At 42.5% G+C, this 20,404-nt stretch carries 22 protein-coding genes; 4 read left to right on the top strand and 18 right to left on the bottom strand.

Features of this window, described 5'->3' with window-relative positions; translation table 11 throughout:
• Positions 1-317: 317 nt before the first annotated feature.
• Positions 318-545 carry an NUDIX hydrolase gene (locus V7K35_RS02900; protein WP_335076237.1) on the bottom strand — a complete coding sequence of 76 codons (228 nt, stop codon included), beginning with the start codon at positions 543-545 and terminating at the stop codon, positions 318-320.
• A 282-nt stretch (positions 546-827) separates the two neighbouring features.
• On the opposite strand from V7K35_RS02900, the gene V7K35_RS02905 reads away from it, so the two are divergent.
• On the top strand, positions 828-968 hold the full coding sequence (locus V7K35_RS02905; protein WP_335076239.1) for a hypothetical protein: 141 nt from the start codon (positions 828-830) through the stop codon (positions 966-968).
• Between the two features lie 24 nt (positions 969-992).
• Here V7K35_RS02905 and V7K35_RS02910 read toward each other — a convergent pair whose 3' ends face one another.
• The 9 genes from V7K35_RS02910 to V7K35_RS02950 all read right to left on the bottom strand — a co-directional run bounded on the left by V7K35_RS02910 (position 993) and on the right by V7K35_RS02950 (position 8,965).
• A complete protein-coding gene (locus V7K35_RS02910; RefSeq protein WP_335076241.1) occupies positions 993-1,718 on the bottom strand; it encodes a hypothetical protein in 726 nt (241 codons plus the stop codon).
• An 11-nt stretch (positions 1,719-1,729) separates the two neighbouring features.
• Positions 1,730-2,116, bottom strand: a complete 387-nt coding sequence (hpxZ, locus tag V7K35_RS02915; protein ID WP_335076243.1) for an oxalurate catabolism protein HpxZ — start codon at positions 2,114-2,116, stop codon at positions 1,730-1,732.
• Between the two features lie 487 nt (positions 2,117-2,603).
• Positions 2,604-3,380 carry a sulfite exporter TauE/SafE family protein gene (locus V7K35_RS02920; RefSeq protein WP_335076245.1) on the bottom strand — a complete coding sequence of 259 codons (777 nt, stop codon included), beginning with the start codon at positions 3,378-3,380 and terminating at the stop codon, positions 2,604-2,606.
• A 152-nt stretch (positions 3,381-3,532) separates the two neighbouring features.
• The gene (locus V7K35_RS02925) at positions 3,533-4,075 is read right to left on the bottom strand and encodes an HAD hydrolase-like protein (protein WP_335076247.1); all 543 of its coding nucleotides are present in this window, start codon (positions 4,073-4,075) and stop codon (positions 3,533-3,535) included.
• A gap of 146 nt (positions 4,076-4,221) precedes the next feature.
• Positions 4,222-5,136 carry a DMT family transporter gene (locus V7K35_RS02930; RefSeq protein ID WP_335076249.1) on the bottom strand — a complete coding sequence of 305 codons (915 nt, stop codon included), beginning with the start codon at positions 5,134-5,136 and terminating at the stop codon, positions 4,222-4,224.
• Positions 5,137-5,329: 193 nt separating this feature from the next.
• On the bottom strand, positions 5,330-5,716 hold the full coding sequence (locus tag V7K35_RS02935) for a hypothetical protein (RefSeq protein WP_335076251.1): 387 nt from the start codon (positions 5,714-5,716) through the stop codon (positions 5,330-5,332).
• Positions 5,717-5,747: 31 nt separating this feature from the next.
• On the bottom strand, positions 5,748-6,662 hold the full coding sequence (locus tag V7K35_RS02940; protein WP_335076253.1) for a TauD/TfdA dioxygenase family protein: 915 nt from the start codon (positions 6,660-6,662) through the stop codon (positions 5,748-5,750).
• A 375-nt stretch (positions 6,663-7,037) separates the two neighbouring features.
• Entirely contained in the window at positions 7,038-7,859 is an 822-nt protein-coding gene (locus V7K35_RS02945; protein ID WP_335076255.1) for an SDR family oxidoreductase, read from the bottom strand.
• Positions 7,860-8,017: 158 nt separating this feature from the next.
• Positions 8,018-8,965 carry a zinc-binding dehydrogenase gene (locus V7K35_RS02950; protein WP_335076257.1) on the bottom strand — a complete coding sequence of 316 codons (948 nt, stop codon included), beginning with the start codon at positions 8,963-8,965 and terminating at the stop codon, positions 8,018-8,020.
• 645 nt (positions 8,966-9,610) lie between these two features.
• Here V7K35_RS02950 and V7K35_RS02955 point away from each other — a divergent pair.
• Together V7K35_RS02955 and V7K35_RS02960 are read left to right on the top strand one after the other, a co-directional pair.
• Complete coding sequence (locus V7K35_RS02955) at positions 9,611-9,751, top strand: hypothetical protein (protein WP_335076259.1); 141 nt, start codon at positions 9,611-9,613, stop codon at positions 9,749-9,751.
• Positions 9,752-9,774: 23 nt separating this feature from the next.
• On the top strand, positions 9,775-10,176 hold the full coding sequence (locus V7K35_RS02960; RefSeq protein ID WP_335076261.1) for a VOC family protein: 402 nt from the start codon (positions 9,775-9,777) through the stop codon (positions 10,174-10,176).
• Positions 10,177-10,464: 288 nt separating this feature from the next.
• On the opposite strand, the gene V7K35_RS02965 is transcribed toward V7K35_RS02960, so the two are convergent.
• The 3 genes from V7K35_RS02965 to V7K35_RS02975 form a co-directional block, all read right to left on the bottom strand.
• Positions 10,465-11,760, bottom strand: coding sequence for a dihydroorotase (locus V7K35_RS02965; protein ID WP_335076263.1), 1,296 nt, complete (start codon positions 11,758-11,760; stop codon positions 10,465-10,467).
• Positions 11,761-12,168: 408 nt separating this feature from the next.
• Positions 12,169-13,524: a histidine phosphatase family protein gene (locus V7K35_RS02970; RefSeq protein WP_334794830.1), complete on the bottom strand. Its 1,356-nt coding sequence runs from the start codon at positions 13,522-13,524 to the stop codon at positions 12,169-12,171.
• Between the two features lie 139 nt (positions 13,525-13,663).
• Positions 13,664-15,007 carry an RNA-guided endonuclease InsQ/TnpB family protein gene (locus tag V7K35_RS02975; RefSeq protein WP_335076265.1) on the bottom strand — a complete coding sequence of 448 codons (1,344 nt, stop codon included), beginning with the start codon at positions 15,005-15,007 and terminating at the stop codon, positions 13,664-13,666.
• 84 nt (positions 15,008-15,091) lie between these two features.
• On the opposite strand from V7K35_RS02975, the gene tnpA reads away from it, so the two are divergent.
• Positions 15,092-15,529 carry an IS200/IS605 family transposase gene (tnpA, locus tag V7K35_RS02980; protein WP_335076267.1) on the top strand — a complete coding sequence of 146 codons (438 nt, stop codon included), beginning with the start codon at positions 15,092-15,094 and terminating at the stop codon, positions 15,527-15,529.
• 227 nt (positions 15,530-15,756) lie between these two features.
• Here the strand turns inward: tnpA and V7K35_RS02985 are convergent, their stop codons facing one another.
• The 5 genes from V7K35_RS02985 to V7K35_RS03005 all read right to left on the bottom strand — a co-directional run bounded on the left by V7K35_RS02985 (position 15,757) and on the right by V7K35_RS03005 (position 19,708).
• Positions 15,757-16,134: a nuclear transport factor 2 family protein gene (locus tag V7K35_RS02985; protein ID WP_335076269.1), complete on the bottom strand. Its 378-nt coding sequence runs from the start codon at positions 16,132-16,134 to the stop codon at positions 15,757-15,759.
• Positions 16,135-16,450: 316 nt separating this feature from the next.
• On the bottom strand, positions 16,451-16,804 hold the full coding sequence (locus V7K35_RS02990; protein ID WP_334723025.1) for a hypothetical protein: 354 nt from the start codon (positions 16,802-16,804) through the stop codon (positions 16,451-16,453).
• Between the two features lie 190 nt (positions 16,805-16,994).
• Entirely contained in the window at positions 16,995-17,120 is a 126-nt protein-coding gene (locus tag V7K35_RS02995) for a hypothetical protein (RefSeq protein WP_335076271.1), read from the bottom strand.
• A 595-nt stretch (positions 17,121-17,715) separates the two neighbouring features.
• Complete coding sequence (locus tag V7K35_RS03000; protein ID WP_335076273.1) at positions 17,716-18,636, bottom strand: bestrophin family protein; 921 nt, start codon at positions 18,634-18,636, stop codon at positions 17,716-17,718.
• 673 nt (positions 18,637-19,309) lie between these two features.
• The gene (locus V7K35_RS03005) at positions 19,310-19,708 is read right to left on the bottom strand and encodes a VOC family protein (protein ID WP_335076275.1); all 399 of its coding nucleotides are present in this window, start codon (positions 19,706-19,708) and stop codon (positions 19,310-19,312) included.
• Between the last annotated feature and the right edge of the window lie 696 nt (positions 19,709-20,404).

Consider the following 20,404-nt stretch of genomic DNA (forward strand, 5'->3'; position numbering starts at 1 on the left):
TATGGATGAAATTGAACAGCAAATCGACCGTCTTACCAATTCAACACATGAAAAATTTCCCAATCTCGGTAAGTGGTTTATTGATATTTGTTGTGGAGTCACTTAATTTAAACCAAGATTCCTAAAAATTTTAGGCTACCAAAATAAAATTATCCATACTAATTATGATTATGCACCTGAAATTTGCTACAGAGTGCAAAGTTTTTTATTGATACTTGAGGGGGAAGAGGCGGTTGCCGTCGGCAACCACCTCTTCCCCCTCAAATAATGATTATCATTATTATTTAAATTTAGACTCTTGGTTTTTGTTGAGTAATTTATTTCTTGGAAGTCCCTTCTTCCAATAGTTCGCGTTTTGTTGCTGCTAGTGGCGAAATATCTTCTACCTCTACAGCACCGCTAGGCAATTCTAAAACCGTTTTTTTCAGACCGTGGCGATATTGATTTACTAATACAATCTCTTGATTTTTTGTTAAAGCTACAACATTTACCCACGTTGGATATTCCAGAACATAATAGGGGTCAACTATTGTTCCATTAGGCATTTTACAAATATCAGTTCGCACTAAAATCCATCTATCTTTTACTATATGCCTAGATTTTAATACAATCCAATCAAATGAATGTACTATATTGAAATCTCTATTTATTATTTGCTTTTTACAGTAATTGTTTATAGTAATTTTAAATTTGGTAAAGCTAGTACCGCAAGGTGGAAGTCAATCATTCAAAAGTCACTCATTCAAAAGTATTATGGAATGGGCTTTTTAGGGCTTTTAAATGGTTGCTATATTTACGCCGTGGTGTACTAGTACTATAGCCATTGGATGCTCAAACTCCTGCCAGAAAAAGCAGCAATAAACAGCCTCATGACAGTGCCGTGCGACACAATCATTACATACCAGTTGGAGTTTTGGCATCAAGTTGTGCAGCTAGAGATTCGGCCTGCTACAGTAATGATGGACTAGAGGCGACGGGATAAGTTGTCATGTCTACTCCTTCACCAAAACTTCTCGCAGCACAACTGCTAGATCCTGCAATGCACGTTCACCATCTCCCACAAACGTTGAACCATGCATTGTCGCCAGTGTACGCGGCTTGAGATCTGCTAATTCCTGGAGAATGCGATTGCTATGTGTTGTATATGGGATGTAATTGGGAAAAGGACTTGCTTCATAATTGACAATTGTTTGACGGAACCGTTCAATCACATCAGACTCAGTTATTGCTTCCACATCTCCAAACTGGTGGAAAAGGTCTGAGCAAAACAAGGTTTTATGAGTAGTTTCCAAGAATAATCCTGCATCCCAACCATGAGGAACTTGTGGTGTATGGTGAAACTGAAAACTATATTTACCAGTGTTTAAAACTTCAGCGTGTTGCATAATTTTGGATGGACGAATTGCAAAATCATCTACACTCACAAAGGCTACTATGGGGCTACAAACTGTCTGAGCATTTGGCGCAATGGACAGCCATTCATTTAGCGATCCACATTCATCAGCTTCAAAATGGCTAAAGCTAATCCAGCGAATTTGTGATGGGTCAATAATCTTTGCCACTGCATTATGTACTATTGGAAACATCCCCTTTAGACCCGTATGAAATAATAATGGTTGTTCATCCTTCACTAAAAACTGGATGAATTGCATATCTATTTTTGGGTCATAGGTTGAGATGCGATAGATATCTGGGGCAATTTCGGTAATGCTAGTCATAGTTTTAAAATTCACACTGGCAATAATGAAACATGGGCTGAAACTACCTTCCAGCCTTCGGTAAACCTGTACCAAGTCTGGCTTTGTCGCCCGAAACGCTCTACACCATTGATAATCCGGCGAAATTCTAAAGTTGCTGTTGCGGCATCTTTCCCAAAGGCTGCAACCTTGAGATTCGAGATTTCTCGCTCTATTTTTGGGTTTGGTCGATTCTGACGAAAGTTACGAACTTCATCGCCACCATAGAGGTTTTCTGTGATGCCAAACCGCACTACTTCGGGCGCATCCCAAAATAAGCTATCCATCACCTCCAAATTGTTATTAGAAAGGGCTTCTTCATACTTGAGGTACAAATCGGTTACTTCAGCTAAAACAGCAGGGTCATTTATAGTAGTCATTGTTGTTACCAATTTTTGATGTTATGGCTGATTATGCACTCTTTTAAATAGCCAGAGCTATTTTTCTTTTAAGTTTCTTCAGTACGTAGATTTAAACGAACCAGATCGCGGAAGGTGGAGATTTGCTATATACAGCAGATTGCAAGTTAATGAAGTACAAAAATACCCCTCCCTAACCCTCCCCGATAGATTGGGGAGGGAACTAGATTGGGAATTTCCCCCCAATACATCGGGGGGATTAAGGGGGGTAAGGATGTACTTCATTTAGATGCAAAATGCTGTAAATAAAATTGAGCCTGTAATACAAATACTTGCACCAAGGATGACAGTATTGCTATCTAGTAGCCACTTGAGTCATTGACGTACCAATCAGAGAAATTGCCTGATCTGCATAGTACAGGCGAAAATTTATGGAACCAAAAGCACGAAGCATGACCTGCGATTTTGTTGATGCTTCCATACATCACCCCTCAGTAGTTCTAAGTGCTTAACCGTGAATAAAAAAGTAGGCAGTCATGCTGAAGGCAATAATCATGACAAATTTCCGAATTAAGTGCGGTTCAAGTTTACGAGCATAATGGGCGCTTAAATAACCACCAAGAGAGCCACCTACTGCCATCAAAATAGCTTGATGCCAAGCAATCACACCTGCAAAAATAAAAGGAACGATCGCAATTCCATTAATACAACTCCCTAAAAATGTCTTAAAAGCATTTATTGTGTGAATACTTTTGATACCTAAAAATGTGAGAGTTGCCAGCATTAAAATCCCTAAACCTGCGCCGAAGAAACCGCCATAAATTGCGATCGCTAATTGAGCCAGTACCAAATTAAATAAGGGTACAGATTCAGGCGATGACTTCTGGTTTTGACGCTGTAACCACTTTTTGAACGGTTCGCCAAAGGTAAACACCAGCGTTGCTAGCAGCAACAGATAGGGAATAAGCTTTTTAAACACATCTGGCGATGTATATAACAAAGCTACGGAGCCAATTACACCACCAACTAAACTGACACCACATAAAAGTAAAAAATCTCGCCGCTCGATGTTTAAATCTTGACGATATGCTCCAGCACTTGCTAGAGCAGCCACCCAAATCGCAGTATTATTCGTGGCGTTAGCTGCGATCGGGGATACACCCGTAAAGATAAGAGTTGGAAAGGTGATAAAGCTTCCACCACCCGCGACAGCGTTTAATCCGCCTGCAATGAAAGCGGTACTAAAGAGAAGTAAACTATGGAACAGTGTTAAAGATGGTGGCATTATTTATGAATTATTAATTTGAGAATATCACTTGGGGAATGGGCAATCAAGTCAGCACCATGAGCTTTCAATTCCTCCTCAGTTCCATAGCCATAGGTAACGCCAATTGAAGCAATGTGATGGTGCTTGGCTCCAATGATGTCATGTGAGCGTTAGCGTTCGCGCAGCGTTCCGCAGGAAAGCTTAACGAAGTTATCGCCTACCATTACCACAGTGGAAGTTAAAAGTTTTTCTGTTAATAAAATATGGTGAATTAAGTCGCCTTTAACGCTTCGCGTTCCATCAAGCTCACTACTATAAACACCATCAAAAAGCAACGATAAACCAAAATATTCAATAATCCGCATAGCATAAATGTATGGTTTGGAAGTCGCGACAAAAGTTTTATAACCAGCAAAACGAATGGCTTTTAAAATTTCTGGAATCTGAGGATAAAGGGAGTTTTCAAATAATCCAATGGTGGCAAAGCGACGGCGATACAGTGAAATAGCCTGTTCAATTACTGTGCCATCTAAGGTCTTCAATAACTGCGAAAAGCTGTCTTTCAGTGGTGGGCCAATACACCAATGCAATTCATCAGCATCCGGTGGTTTATAACCGAGTTCAGATAGAGCGTACTGAATACATCGAGTGATCCCAAGTTTAGGATCAGTCAAAGTCCCATCTAAATCAAAAAGGACAGCGGAGGAAGGCATATCTTATACAAATTCGTAATTAACAAAGTCAGATTTGTTCTGGATTTACAGGAGAGCATCTGTAGCTTTATTTTGGATAATTGGTATTACATAAAATATTCTAAAAGCTCCAATCCCCGCTCTCCAGTCCCCAGCTTGATCACAATTTAACTCCTATTTTTGAGCGATTTAACAAAACCTTCGGCACTAAGTAACGCAATCCCCAATGTGACAACACCAATCCCCATACTTTGAATCACGTTTAAAGTTTCGCTAATCGTTACCCATGCAACTAGTGCCGTCAATGCTGGACTGCTAGAGCCAATTATAGAGGCGGTAGATGCGCCAACCATCCGAATTCCTACATTGTTTAGAGTGTGTCCAATAAAGCTGATTAGACCCGAAAATATGCTGCCAATCCATAAAGGTGTCCAGTCAAGTTGGGCGCTTTTAGCTGGCCAGAATAGTAAGCTAACACCGGAGAGAAATAGAGTACAGGCAAAACTGATCCAGGTAAAGGGAACTGGATGGAATTTTTCCAAACATTTTTGAGCAATGATGCAATAAAAGGCGTAAACGATCCCAGCACTAACACTAGCGAAAATGCCGATCGCAATAGTATGACTGCTGTAGGTGGCAGAAGATTGGGGAATGGTGAGAGCGCTTCCCACTAGAATAATACCGATCACTAGCCAACGGAACAATGTGGGGCGATCGCCAAAAAACCTCCAAGACAGCAGCGCTGTAAATACGGGATAGGTGAAGAACAGGGTCAAAGCAATGCCTGTGGGAATCAAGCCAATAGCAATGTAGAGTGAGGCAATATACACAAACATCAGTACCCCACAGCCAAGGGCTTGGATTAGAATATCCCTGCGTTCATGTAGTGCGCCGGAGGCATCGCGATTAAATAAGTCTTTTAATTCTTTAAGAGCAGATGGATATAGCTTGAATGATAGAGATGCCATGAGGGGAACTACAAGCAGCATTCGCATGAACATCAGCAAGAATGAATTCTGCAAATCCGGTTTAACGTATCCACCGAGTAAAAATAAACCAAGTACGAGATGTTCTGAAAACAAAACTCGGACAGTAACGTTGTGAAACGTTAAAACAAAGGAGGATAGTAGAACCGTTAGGATGCCCAACACTATAAAAAGTTTCCCTAGAGACGACCTGATTATATTGTTAAAACTTAACAAATCAGATGAAGTTTGAGGAAATCAAAGCCGTCGCTTCAAAAACACTGCCACTTATTCAATCAGAATTTCTATCTCATATAGCGAAACCATCTGCGAGGAAAACCATGTCAAACTTGCCTCGTTCAGCCCTCTGTGCCAGCAAAGGGGAGTGGGGAGCAGGGAAAGAAGGCAGGGGAGTGGAGTTGAAAGACTCATTAACGGAGTTCAAAGACTCGTTCACGAGTATCAAAGACTCGTCAGCGAGTATCAAACACTCGTCGGCGAGTATCAAAGACTCGTTCACGAGTATCAAAGACTCGTTCACGAGTATCAAAGACTCGTTCACGAGTATCAAAGACTCGTCAGCGAGTATCAAAGACTCATTCACGAGTATCAAAGACTTGTCGGCGAGTATCAAAGACTCGTCGGCGAGTATCAAAGACTCGTTCACGAGTATCAAAGACTCGTCGGCGAGTATCAAAGACTCATCCCCTATTCCCCATGCTCAAGTATTATGCAGTCACTGCCTCACGCCGATTGTACCCAGAAGCATCTCCCTTGATAGCTTCACTTTGTTTACCATCGATGCCGACTGGGAGATCGCCGACAATTGTCACTCGTTGAACGTGGCGGGGCTGGTCGCCGTAATCTGCGATCGCATAATGTTGAGTAGCTCGGTTATCCCAAAAGGCTACGTCACCAACTTGCCAACGCCACCGGACTGTGTTCTCAGGACGTGTGATGTAAGCTTGTAACAGCCGCAGAATGTCATCTGATTCAGTTGTTGATAAGCCACGGAACTGACGCACAAATCCGCCGATGAATAGCCCCCGCTCCCCAGATTCGGGATGGACGCGTACAACTGGGTGCAGAGTTTCGTATACAGTCGAGGTGAAGACAGCCCGGTAAGCCTTGGCATCTTCAGGTAGGTCAAATGCAGTTGCATAGTCGAATTTGTTGCTGTGTACTGCCCAAAGTTGGTCTGCGAGATTACGCAGATGGGTAGGTAAATCTTGGTAGGCAGTTACAGAGTTTGCCCAGATTGTGTCGCCACCAGTCGGGGGAATGTCAAGCGCTCGTAAGATAGAGCCGAGAGGAGGACGGTCTACGAATGTCACATCGGTATGCCAGCTATTGGCGCGGGAAGTAGTGCGGCCATAATTCAGGTCTAAGATTTCTGGATTTTCTGGCAGCGCTGGTACAGTGGGGTGGGCTGTAGTGACTTCACCGAAACGACGAGCGAAGGCGACTTGTCCAGCAGCATCAAGTTGTTGCTGATCACGGAAAAAGATCACTTTGTATTTGACTAGAGTCTTGCGAATATCGCTAATGATGTCATCGCTGAGGTTAGAACTCAGATTAACACCGATGATTTCAGCACCGATACGTCCTGCAACTGGTTTGATGTCAAAGTATTGAGAACCCATGTTTTTTATCTCCAAGAAGTTTATGTTTAGGACTAGCCCTTTTAAGGTGGGTGAAAATTTAGATCAAAAAACTCCTCTTTAACCTCTTAACTCTGTGTTGCGCCAGTTGCTAAAGAGCGGGAACGCTAAAAGCGAACAAGTCGGGGAACCGCAAGGGCGCACTGGCAACTCTTTGCCTCTGTGGTTAAATAAAAGATTTTTTAACCGCAGAGACGCGGAGGGTGCAGAGAGAAAAAAGAGATTTTACAAGTCACCTTGCAAAGGCTAATGTTTTTATTTAGGTAGTCGGCAGTCATTCAATTTTGGATTTTAGATTTTTCCTTCAATCCAAAATCCAAAATTCAACATCTAAAATTGAATGACTTCTTTAAGCTGCTAAACACCAGGGGTAGATCCGCCATCAACGATAATCTCTGTTCCTGTAATCGATGCAGCTAGATCAGACACCAAAAATAACGCCAACGCGGCAATTTCTTCTGGCTGGGCGATTCTTTTTAAAGGAATACTTTGGATATTTTGTGCCTTCACTTGCTCGACGGTGATCCCTTGCGCTTGGGCGTTCTGCTGGGCTAAAGTCTCGGCACGCTCGGTAGCTGTAGCACCGGGCGATATGGCATTAATGCGAATCTTGTACTCAGCTAACTCTTTAGAAATGCCCTTTGTGAAGTTGAGCAGAGCTGCATTGCTTGTACCACCAGCTAGGAAGTTAGGACGAGGTGTCCGTCCTGCACCGCCAACTATATTGACAATCCGCCCATCACCCCGATTTTTTTGATGGGGGACAACGGCTCTAACTAGGCGAATGTAGCCTAATAATTTTAAATTCCAAGCATCCAAAAATAAATCATCAGTCGATTCAAGGAAAGACCCAGCACGGGCTGACCCAGCATTATTAATCAAAATATCAATCTGACCAAACTGGGCCAATGTTGTTGAAACAACTTTCTCAACATCCTCTGCTTTTGTAAGGTCGGCACTGATAGCAATCACTTTCGCCCCTGAGGTTGATAGAGACTGGATGTCAGCGACTGCATTTTCTAGTCTTTCTTGATTGCGGGCTGCGTAGGCGTAGCCCGTCGTAGACATCGCTACATTCACACCCTCACTATATAGTGCTTTGGCGGTGGCTAAACCAATTCCCGCACTTCCTCCAGTAACGATCGCTGTTTTACCTGATAGTTTTAGCTCTAAACTCATACACAGTTACGCTCAAAAATGTAATTTACTTGCCAACCAATAATATTGCCGATTGAAAGCCTGTATTGTGGATATCCAAGATGGGCGATCTATCTTGAGATTACTAGCCGCTACAAGCTGATCTAATTTGAAGCAAAAGTCAGCATAATTCGTAATCCTCAATTGGAAATGTGCAATACAGCCTTGCCAGGAAAACGCCTGTCGAGTAGTTGTTGCGCTACATCAGCTATTTGTGTCCAAGAAGCTTCTAAATCAATGTGAGGACGCAACTGACCTGCTTCTACTAAATTCAAAAGCCGTTTTAGACCGACTGCGGCTGATTCAAATCTCAATTCATCGAAAAGACGTAAACCATATAGGCTGACGCTACCAGTTCCAAAGAATTGGCCAGCGTTGAATGTCACTTCTGCTCCCCCGGATACTCCATACAGCACAGTTTTTCCATCCTGTGCCAGTAAGCTAAGGGCTACCCCCAAAGTCTTACCACCCACTGACTCTATAATTAGATGATAGGGGCCATACTCGCTTGCAGGTGAGAGGTCTTCGCTAATCACCACCGATTGTGCCCCTGCTTCCTTGACCAGAGTCTCATAGCCAGCTTGCCGAATGTGTGCCACGACGTGCGCCCCTGACAGCCGCGCCAATTGGATAGCAAAGTAACCAACACCTCCTGATGCACCTGTAACCAGAACTGGGCGACCTAACAGCGAACCGCCTTTAAGCACAGCATGATAAGCGGTTAAACCTGCTACAGGCAGTGTGGCAGCTTGAGCAAAGGATACCGATGGCGGCAGTTCTGCTAAGGCGTTGGTGGGAACAGACACAAGTTCTGCCCAAGCACCGGCACGGCGAAAGCCAACTACACGCGCCCCTTGGGGAGGACCTGAACCATCGGCAGCCGGGGTTTCCACTACACCTGCCAAGTCCCAACCAGGCTGCCAACCAGCCTCAGCAGAAGTTGAACGTTTCACCTCTCCCCGATTCAGGGAAATTGCCGCTACCCGCACTAAAGCTTCATCTGGAGCAGGCTTTGGTGCAGTCACTTCACTCAGTGCCAAACGCCCCGGCACATTGGGATCAACAATCACAGCACGTATTTTGCTCATAAGGTTGCCCTGGCTTAGAGATTAATTTTTAGTTCGTTAGTTCGCAATGTACTGCCTGCAATAGATAAACTCGATAGATTAACTATTTCTTCTTAACTGCAAATCCTGTAACTAAGTTAACGAAATTTCAGAAACTACGGCAACTCAATAGGCTTATAGTATTTTGTAGGATGTAAAAAGAAAGGTATCACAGACAGCCAAAATAATCAAGCAACTTGGGAAAAGATTTGTTTCATGAATGGTTGCATCTATTGCTGTGTTCTAAGCTAGTCGCTCTTAACCTCCTGCCTTCCTCTATGAAAAATCGCCCTTTAGGCGTCTATGGATTCTGGTGTACAGTATGAGAAAATTCAGAATTAATAAATTTTATCTGTTTTATCTGATGAAGCTCAAGGGTTATTTATAGATAAATATTTTAGCCATAGCTGTATTATTGGCTATAATTATGTTAGAAAAAACTTAGTAAAATTAGTTATCAAATATCCTATTTTAAACATCTAAAATTAGCCCTCTAGGGATAACTTTTTGATGGCAATACTAATTTTAAGCAGTTGAAAAAATCCGCTAATTTGCGTTTGGGAATAGTAAATTTTCTTGATGAAGAAATGATTAGATTTGATGACAAGTTTTACTAGGTAAAAGCTGATGGAGTTGCCACAATTGCAAAATGCTAAAGTAGAAGATACTTTCTTAAAGGTTGAGATAAATTTGCCCAAAACTGCCGAATTTGACCAAGCTGATTTGGGAGATGGCAAACCTACTAAAATCAACAGAGTTGAACGGTAACTAAATATTTTTGGATTAAAGCTATGTCACTACCAGAAACTATTGCAAAAGAAAAGGATATCCGTCCCCCAGTGGCGATTGGTCATGTGAGATTATATGTGAGTAATGTACCGGAGGCTAGCGATTTTTTTATTAAGATAGGGCTGCGGCTAATCACCCAATCAGAACAATTAGCTGTTTTAGAATTACGGGGAGGAACGCACTTAGTTTTGAGAACAACTTCAGAAGCGATCGCTCCTGGAATGAATGCGCCTTTTGATCTGATGGTAGATGATGTTTCTACCACCAGAGATACTTTTAGGAAGTGGGGACTGACTGTTTCTGAAATCGAACCAGGTAGAATCCACAGTTCATTTACCTTGACTGGGCCGGACGGCTATCTATTGACGTTAACTTCTTCACATACAGGTGATAGAGAAGTTTAACAAAAAAGAAGAAAGGTGTCAGCCGTCAGAATTGGGAATGAATTGGAGTCAGACTTAGATGTAAGCGTTTAATCAGTAGCGATGCCTACGGCGGGCTGCGCCAACGCGCCTTAGCGACGCAACCCAAGTACCTGCTCTAAGTCTGCTCCTGTAAAGATTGCATCGGTTACAAATGTAGTCTCAATGACTCTGTTTATAACCACTAAAACCAGATCATGCGGAACTGCTTTTTGATGGATTACAAAGTGCGAGTATAGATGACTTTATCGAAAAAGTTTTTTACATTTTTTAACACCAAGTTTGCACAACATGACCCTTCAACTGTTGTCCTAACCAAGGTGTATTTTGTGAAAGTGTATAAAGACTTTTCCGTTCGACTTTCCAGGTTTGTTGGGGATCAAATAAAGTAAGTTCCGCTGCTTGATCAGGTACGATCGCACTGACTTTCTGCCCCAAACACTCCGCTGGACTGCTACTCAATGCCCGCCATAATTCTAAAGCTGTAAATTCCTCAGTTTCAACGAGATATTGCCATAGCAAGGGTAATGCTAACTCGAAACCAATTGCCCCTGGAGGTGCTTCGGCAAAGGCTTGAACTTTTTCTTCGTAGCTGTAGGGTGTGTGGTCAATAGCGATCGCATCTATCACACCTGCACGTACCCCCGCACGCAACGCCGCCACATCATGCAGATTACCTAAAGGCGGGTCTAAATGCAAGCTGGTATTATAACTCTTAACTGCTTTTGTATCAAGTAAAAGGTGCATCCAAGTGGTGCTGGCGGTGATGGGTAAACCAGCAGCCTTGGCTGAGGCGATTAATTCCACGCTGCGAGATGTAGAGACACGCATGATATGGACTGGTGTACCGATGGCTGCAACCAATTCAAGCATTGCTGCGATCGCAGTAGTTTCAGCGCTGGCAGGGATTGGGGGTAAACCGAAACGCAGAGCATCTGGCCCTTCTCTGATTACACCATTTGCTGCTAATTGGCGATCGCTAGGCCAAAATGCTACTGGTTTACCCAACGGCTGGACATACTCTAACACTCCCCGCAGCAGCGCCAAATTTTCTAAGGGCTTACCATCGCTAAAACCAACAACTCCAGCAGACGCTAAATCTGCCAATTCTGTCATTTGCTTCCCAGCAATATTTAGGGTGATAGCACCCCAGAGATGAAGTAGGGGGAGAGGAGAAGCAGGGGGAGCCAAATTAATTTTCTCCTTCTCCCTCACCTCTTTACGTCTTTTTTGCTGCAACTGTGCTACAAGCGCAGGGTTATCAATAACTGGGGATGTATCGGGTAAAATGCTAACTCTGGTAAAGCCACCAGCCGCAGCAGCTTGTAAAAGAGATAACAGGGTTTCCCGTTCTTCAAACCCTGGTTCACCAGAGTGGCTGTACAAATCTACTAACCCAGGCCCGAGAACTAATCCCTGACAATCTCTAATTTGAGTATCAGAATTGATTTCAGTAATGTGCGAAGCCACTGCTTGGATATAACCATCAGCAATCAACACATCAAAGAGTTCGTCGATTTCAGAAACTGGGTCGATTATTCGTACTTGTTGCAGCAGTTCAGTCATAAAAGTTTTTAGTTATGAGTTATATAGCGGTTCTTGTTTATATGCAATACACTCTAACCTCACTTCCATTCCTCTCCCCTTTTAGGCTACCGTGTACATACCCTTATCCACATTGGCTTTAATCTGATAGGGTGCGTTATGGACACTAGTCCTAACGCACCGAATATCTGAGATGATGCCCTACCCTCAGCAATAACACACCCGACAAAACTATGATTTTAAGGCTTTCAATCTTACTCCCCAACGCTACAAAAGTTGGGGCTGTTCTTGTTAGGTCTATATTGAACTTAACCAAGAAGCGCTATAAGTTATTTGTTCCTCAGTAATTGCTTCTAACTTTATTCCTCACTTCCAACTCCTCATTCCTGAACAGACGCGATTAATCGCGTCTCTTCACTCAGCACTTTTTTACAATGCCCCAGCTGCTGTTTTATCTAGTACCCCTCCACCCAAGTGAGTAGTGATGTTCATCGCTTGCAGTACTGGTAAACCATCGATTCCAGAAGGGTAGTCGATAACACTGACTGCGCCATTACCCTGGCGAAAATTCCAGAAATTTTCCAGCGATAAACCCAGAATGTGACAAAGCAAGGTTTTATTAGTAGCGTCATGAGCTACTACTAATACAGTTTTAAATTGATTAGTTAATGCTGCTTGCACAATTGATTCCCAAGCTGCTACGCTGCGTTCCCACACCTGTTGCAAATTTTCCCCTTCAGGCATTTGCACTTGGGCCGGCACTAACCGCCAACGTTGCAACTCTCCCGGAAACTCTTGCTCTATCTCTGCTTCTAATTTTCCTTCCCAGAGTCCGTGGCTGATTTCTCTTAAATCATCTTGCAATTCTAACTTTAGATTAGGATGATGTTTTAAAATAATCTCTGCTGTTTCTTTAGGGCGCAGCATTGAGCTACTAACGGCAAAATCAATCGCTACCTCTTGGAGAAATGCGCCTGCTTTTTGCGACTGTTGTCTACCGTTATCGTTGAGGGGGACATCAATTTGTCCTTGAAACCTGGTTTGGCGATTCCAGTCGGTTTCGCCGTGACGCACCAATAACAACCTTACTCCTTGATGATCCGGTCGCAATGAGGGCAGACTTTCGCCAGTATGTTGCGTCTGATTTAAGGATTCTAGCTGGACTGGTTCCCCCAATCCCCCAGCAAAATTTAGTACGGTGATGCCACAGTTAGATTGCTGTATTGAATGGTAGCGACTTGCAGGGATGGATAGCGCTGTGCTAATTAGGGCGCGATTAATGCCGTTATGCCCCACTATGAGAATAGTTTCGCCTTGATGGTGGGACGACAAAATTTCTTGCCAAAACTGCCGTGCTTGTTCGTATAAAGCCAGAACAGGAAAATGTTCTCTTGTTCCTTGTGCATCATTCAGCAGCATCCGCAGTTCGTCGGGGCGTTGATGCCAAGTGCGGTAGTCTTCGGCAAACTTCTGCTTGACTTCGGCACTCAGCAGCGCTTCCCATAAAGGCAAGTCGATTTCCAGCAGTAAATCAGAAACTTGGAGTACAGCAGACTGTTCACGATGAGTAGCTAACTCACTATGAATAATATCTGCTGTGTGTTTCGCTCGTTGCAGCGGACTGCTGTAAATCGCATTAAATAAAATATTGCTGAGGGCTTTGCCAACAATACTTGCATCGTTACGACCTTTTTCGGTTAATGTTGACGCATCAGTGCGCCCCTGAATACGCCGTTCGGTGTTATAACCGCTTTGACCGTGGCGCACAATGATGACACGAGTCATCTCAAAGCCCTCCTCTATCTAGACGATTAATTCTACTGCAAAATGATTGAAGAATTATCGACTCAGGAAGGCGGATTTCGTAAGGTGCAACACTTTATACTTGTTTGATACTCCCCACCGCATAGGCGGATGGGGATTCTTAAGAAATCCAGAAACGGATTCTTAAAGGCGCTATCAAGTCGCCGCTACTGATTCTACTTAGGTCTAGCCCAAGCTTCACCGCTACCTTTCTTAAAATATTCGCCGCGCCGTTGGCGTCACTATTTATTTTTGTACCATTTGCACAAACGTACAAACCACGCTTAACTCGCTTACCAGACTCTTGCCACCCTTCGGGTTTTTCGCCGAATGTAGGCAGCAAATCCGAGTCCAAAAAACTCGCCTTGCTGGTGTAGCTTTCTTCCGTTTCTTCAAACTTCAATCCGTACAGTTGACAAAGTTGAGAGATTCTATCTTTCAACCTAGCAGTAGGAATCTGAACAAACTTTTGATTAGTCTTGCTGCCAAGATTGATATTTTGGCGCTGACCTTCATTCCACCCAAAAACGATTGTTCCTATTTTATTTTCAAGGCAGTGATTTAAAATCAGTCGAGCAGCTTTATTGACAGCATCTCTAACTTGTCTATTTCGTTTTTCGGTAATGAGAGCTAATTGCTTAGACCAGAAACCTTGAGGCTGGTTTTCCTTTAGAACGGATATTCGTTTGTTATACCATTGATTCAAACTCTTGAGGTGCAAACCATCCACAATTAAAGATGTACCAACATTGCTTACACAAGTTAACCAGTTATTGAGTCCTGGGTCAATGCCAAGACATTTATTGAAATCCACATCAGCTTGGATAGTCGGAAGTTTGTAAACAAGCTCTAAATATAATTCACCATTTTTAGGAAGAATTCGATATTCTCTAATTTGCTTGTAATCAAGGTTAGATGGCATAGGCAAGTAAAATTCGGCTATTCCAAACCATGTTTTTACTTTGCTACCCAATGGAAACCGCAAACCTTGTGGCTTTAGCTTTATAGCTTGAGCCGGATATGTTACCAAGCTTAATCCACCATCTCGATATCCTGGAAGCTTGGGATTTCGCGCGAAGTCTGTGGGGCGGAAGATTCCGTCCCACGAGCTTCGCGCGAAAGTGACCACGGGGATACTCCCCGGTGGCTCACTTTGCCTTACAGTCCCATTTTTTATTCCCTTAAGCAACCCCACGAATGATTTAAATGACTCTGCTACACTCATCAAGCATTGTTGTGCTGCTTGAGAGTACATCGCTGCAAAATGAATATTATCAGCAAGCTCATTATTTAAATCAAATTTGCTAGGGATTCTACCTGTTTTAAAGTAAAGTTGACGGCCATAGTACGTTCCACAGTTAGAGAGCTTTGTTGCTTCACAACACAAAAACTCTAAGATTGCACGAAGATCATTGTCAGGATTTAATAGTATTTGTTGACAGCCATATAGCATCAGTCGAATCATGTAATCGTGTTACTCTTAGCACTATATCATCGATTATAGGCTTGACTCGAAGTGAGTAGAGATAGTTTGAGGAGCGAAAAGTCTGTGCGTCCGGGTCTCCCGGCGCAGAACTTTTTAAGAAAAGGAGCGCACGTAGTTTTTGATATTCATTTACACATAGTTTTCGTGACCAAGTTTCGTAGGTTAGTTTTTACAGAAGCGATGCTTGCAGATATGGAGCCTATTTTTGTGCGGGTATTAACCGCTAATCAGTGCATCCTTGAGGAGTTCAACGGAGAACCGGATCATGTTCATTTGCTTATTAACCTACACCCAGACAACAATATTTCTGATTTAATGGCTTCGCTTAAATCTGCTTCCAGCAGGATTTTAAGACAACAATATAAGTCAGAGATAGGTAAATTTTACTGGGGTGAAAAAGTTAAACTATGGCACGATTCTAAATGTGTGGTTTCATGTGGTGGAGCGCCATTGGAAATAGTTAAAGATTATATTAAAGGGCAGTCAGGTGGCAAAGAATGATTGTCTACGGAGCAAAGCTCCGTAGACCGCTATCCATCCCCACCGTATAGACGGATGGGGTTTTCCGCGAATCTTGATAAAAGGTGGGATGAGCAATAAAAACCGCCGTTGTGTTGACGATGCTTCCTAACAAAACTGTTTTTATTTAAACATAAATATTCGCTCTAACTCTAGTACAGCAAGGCGTCAATCCAGCTACCATCCATCAGTGTAGCGCCTTGTTAGGCTCAGTGGCCCGAGAATGGAGGTGGACAGATTTCCATGGTTTGAATCAAGCCATGCTCAATGGTATAACGATGACCAACGTGCTCATCGGAAAGAACTGTTCCAGCTAGGTCGCGCACGACCTGATGCACATCGACTAAGATCCGCCCGGAATCCTCCGGGTGAAAGGCAACCGGCTCCACGTGCGGATTGATCTCGGACCATTGCTCCGTCCAGTAAGCGCGGACTGCTTGATGTCCTTGGACATAACCGCCTTTAAACGCTTTCGGCCAAGCCACGTCAGGAGTCGTTGTGGCGAGGGCGGCGTCAATATCTCGCGCGTTGAAGGCAGCGTACGCCGCGTGTATCAGTTCAATTTCTGGTGCAGATTTATCTGGCATAAGAGGTGTGGTGAAAGACATGCAGTAGGGCTTAACAATTTTTATGCAGAACACTTCCGCATAATATCCCGCAGGGGGTGGATTAAGCCGAATAATTCTGTATAACACCATAACACCTTACATCGCCTCGACATTCCGATACGGCTTTCAGGGCATGGTTGGGTCTGTGGCGAGTCTTTCGCCACAATGTGTGTACTAGCTTTGTTCCATTCTGAAGGTGCGCCCTGCACATGGACTACTGACTAGAAGCTGAAAAAGGCGTCTACACTCGTAGGGTATCTCCACTAAAAATTACAGCGTCAACCTTGATGCCTGATTATTTTCTATCGATATCTAACTGTACTTCCAATCCATCATTGTCACTCCCAGACTGAGCAGGTGTTAAGAAAACAGAAGTGTCTGGTAATGATAATGATTCATTAAACTGGATTTTGACTGGAGTTTTATTGCCTCTTCTATTATTGTTGGAGATGCTTGCTGGATTAGTTTGCTCAAAAAACCTTCCAAAGTCATCTTGGGCTGTTCTATTATCAATTCCAACTAGAGAATCACCAGTTAATCTGTATTGTTCTAAATTTGAGCTTGATGTCGGTGACTGGGCGTACACCTGACTTCCTAAGCTTGCAAAGGCTGCCGTAATTCCCAACAAAGCAATAATTTTGGTGTTCATTTGTTTCATCCAAATTATCTTTGATATTGCTTATCTTTATTCTATGGGTAAATTATTTTAATTAACTCTATCGCTAGGTTATACTACAATAATTATATTGCGTATATACTTAGCTCGTCAATAATTCCTGCTCTGTATTGCGTAAAATAAACAGAAAAAATATTAGCCAAGCTTTAACCTTGGCATTCCTTTAGACAGTGCGATTATCTAGTTTAGTTTCCAAACGATCGCGGTTGAGTTCGTTGAGATATGCCAGGATTAAATCAGGGATATTTAAGAGGTTGTTTGAAAAGTGGTTAGCTGTGATTAAAATCACCCCCCTTAATCCCCCCTTGTCAAGGGGGGAGACCGGAAATCTAGTTCCCTCCCCTTAGAAAGGAGAGGGTTAGGGTGGGGTAAAAATATTTGATACATCAATCATGACTTTTCAAACATCCTCTAAGAGTCGCAGTAGGGCGATCGCACTCAGCGAGAAAAGCGATCGAAGATAGTAAAATCATCGAAAGATAAAAGTTAAGATTTGTTTAAGCGATCGCTACAGTAGATACTGCAAAATTGCGACACCGATAGCGTACCCCTACGGGGATCTTGCTAGCAAGAGCGTTTCGTAGAGAAGCGTTAGCGAGTCTTCTCCCAAAGGGAGACGCCAAGGGCGATAACGTAGCGTTAGCGAGTCATCGAGCGTCACGAGCGTCATAGCTCGTCGTAAACATCCTTAACAAGATTTGAACAAACTAATCTAACCGACGTTTCCAAATAGTACGGGGAGTAGACTGAGGTTGCAGAATTACTAAATTTTCTCGAATTGTCGCTGTAGTGGGATGATTAACCGCTAAAATGCGATCGCACATTGCCAAGGCTTGGGTGTACCGCCCAAAGCTATAACCAAGCCTTGGAAATTTTTCCCAATTTCAACTTTTATCATAAGTCAAATTACCTGAATGCGATCGCGCATTTGGAGTCAGAGTAATTAAATCGTCAATATTGCGTTTCATTGTGTCGCAAATCGTATCTAGAGGTAAGTCGTTAGGGTCATAACCAAAGGGGTTTTCTATCTCCAAGCCGATGGCTTCAATGCCAAATACTGTAAAACCAACCAAAGCAGCAATTAAACCTGTCCACCAACCCAAACTATCTACTATTTGAAAAGGTAATAGGAAACAATACAATAATAATAATTGCTTAAGATGAATGGCATAAGCTAATGGCATAGGTGTTTTTAAAATCCGTTCACAAGCCCCTAAATTATCAACCAGATTATTTAATAATTCTTGCATAGATGTTAACTGGTAGCTATTAAGGCAATTGCGATGGTACTGCTCCTGTAAATAATCTCCTATCCAAAAGGCAACCTCTATGGGGGGATTATTCATAATCTTCAGTTTTATATACTTAGTAGATGGCATTAAATCTTCTAACTCGCTATTCACTGCTTCTCCCCGCAAATGTAATTTGGTTGTCACAGCAAAAGCTACCAATAAATTTAATGCTGTAATTTTATTGTCTTTATCTTCTGGTGATATTTCATCAATTGATACCCAAATCTGCCGGGCCAGATTTCGGATGTTATTTACTAAAGATCCCCAGCATTTTCTGCCTTCCCAAAATCGCTCATAAGCAGTATTTGTGCGAAATACAAGTAACAAACCTAAAACAATACTAGGAATGACACTTCCTAAAATAGGTTGGGAGACAGGCATCTCAAAATGGTCAAGTATAGAAATCAAAAATCCGAAAGCTCCGCACCATAAAATATGTTTGTAAATTGCTCTCATCACCGAACCTTTAAGTTGTAATTTGGTGCGTAGCCATGTGAATTTTTCGGCTGTCATGCAGTTACCCTAAAAGAATATTCAGTGAACCGATAGATTAAACATCGATACTTTAAAAATAATAACTATAGAAATAGCACAATTGGCAAAGAGGATACTGTAATAAGTAGTGTTGGCAAAATCACAGGATATACTGGCGGCAATGACTGTATCCTACCTTTTGTGACAATCCATTGAAGTGGTAAGGGGAAGCAGGGGAAAGCAGTGCATTGCGCGGCTCAAGAGCCTTGTAGCAACTGCCGTGAGGTAGGGGAAGAATTATTATATAAAAGTCAAAAGCGATGCCTACGGTGGTCACTGACTTGTACTGAGCGTCTCGGCTTCTCTACGAGACGCTACGCGTAGCTTGCTTCCCCGTAGGGGTACGCTCAATGGAGCCAAAGTAATCGAAGTAGCCTTTGCCGTACCCCTCTACGGAGATTTTGCTAGCAAGAGCGTCTCTGAGAGTTGTGCTGGCTACGCCTATGCACCAATTGTAAATTAAATGTAAAGATTTCTTGGTGGCTGCATAAATCCCGTGCCTCATCCCGATAAATCGATAGAACAAAAGGTACATGGCTATCGATGATGGTTATACAACATTAATCTCTATCATGTATGCCAGTAAATTAAAAAGTTCTAACCTGTACAAATCCTGCTCTGTAAATTGAATGTTTAGACATAACTTATTTAGTTATGTCTTTTTTTTGTAGTTAGTCTCAAAACGTTGAATTTCAATCAAATAACCACTGGGATCACGGAAAAAGCAGTGGTAAATGTTGTACTTTTCATTTAGTGTAGGTGGCTTTTCAAATTTGACGCCACGTTCTTTGAGATATTCAAACCACTCATCCACCTGCTGTGTTACCAAGGTAAAAATGACACTTGATTGCTTGTCGGCGGGAGGATCTGATGTTATGGTTGCTTGACACAATCCCAAATATCCAGAGCCACTAACAGTATAAATTCGACAGGTTCCTTGATCAAGCCACAATTCCAAGCCCAGCTTTTGTTGGTAGAATTCTGTGGATGCATCAAGATCATGGGTATAAAAGAAAGTAACCTGCTGTTCAATTGGCGGATGATTAGACATAATAAAATACATTTGAGTATATACCCCAACGACATCTGGCGATCGCATAGGTAAAAATTAATTGATGTTAGAAACCTGTTACTGCTCCAGAATGCCTTAAGGGCGTCTGGAGTTTCTTTTTGGAAAAAGCGATCAAAATTTTCTGAATCATCCGGATATGCCAGAACACGGCTGAATAGGGATACATACTGAATTATTTATATTTAACACACGGCATCACTGTTGATGTACCCCTCCTACCAAACAACTCTCGCAAAGCAGCCTCAAATAAACTAGGGCTGTTTTACGTTACTTCCAACGGAAAAGATGTGTGAACGAGAAGCACACCTCAGACATCCTTAGCTTTATTTGGGTGTATACCCTGATGACGTAGGATGCTATCACGGTGAAAATTTGATATAGGTAAATGCGTATCTTTCCTGGCTCCAGATTTGTCACAAATATTTCTGGAGTTTTTTCATTATTGAAGTTTAAAAATTACTCATCTTGACTCGGTTTTTAGGCATACGATTGACATTTTTTAGATTTATACAGTTAACTTATTGATATTTTCTTAACTGACTCATGAGAGTAAGTATTTATTAGGACTTACGCAAAAATTGCCAAAAAGCTTAATTTATCGAACCGCCAAGACGCCAAGAACGCCAAGAATCGTAGAGTGTGCGTAAGTCCTATTTATATACAAGGTAAAGTAGT

Source organism: Nostoc sp., assembly GCF_036917275.1.
In the GTDB taxonomy this organism is placed as follows: domain Bacteria; phylum Cyanobacteriota; class Cyanobacteriia; order Cyanobacteriales; family Nostocaceae; genus Nostoc.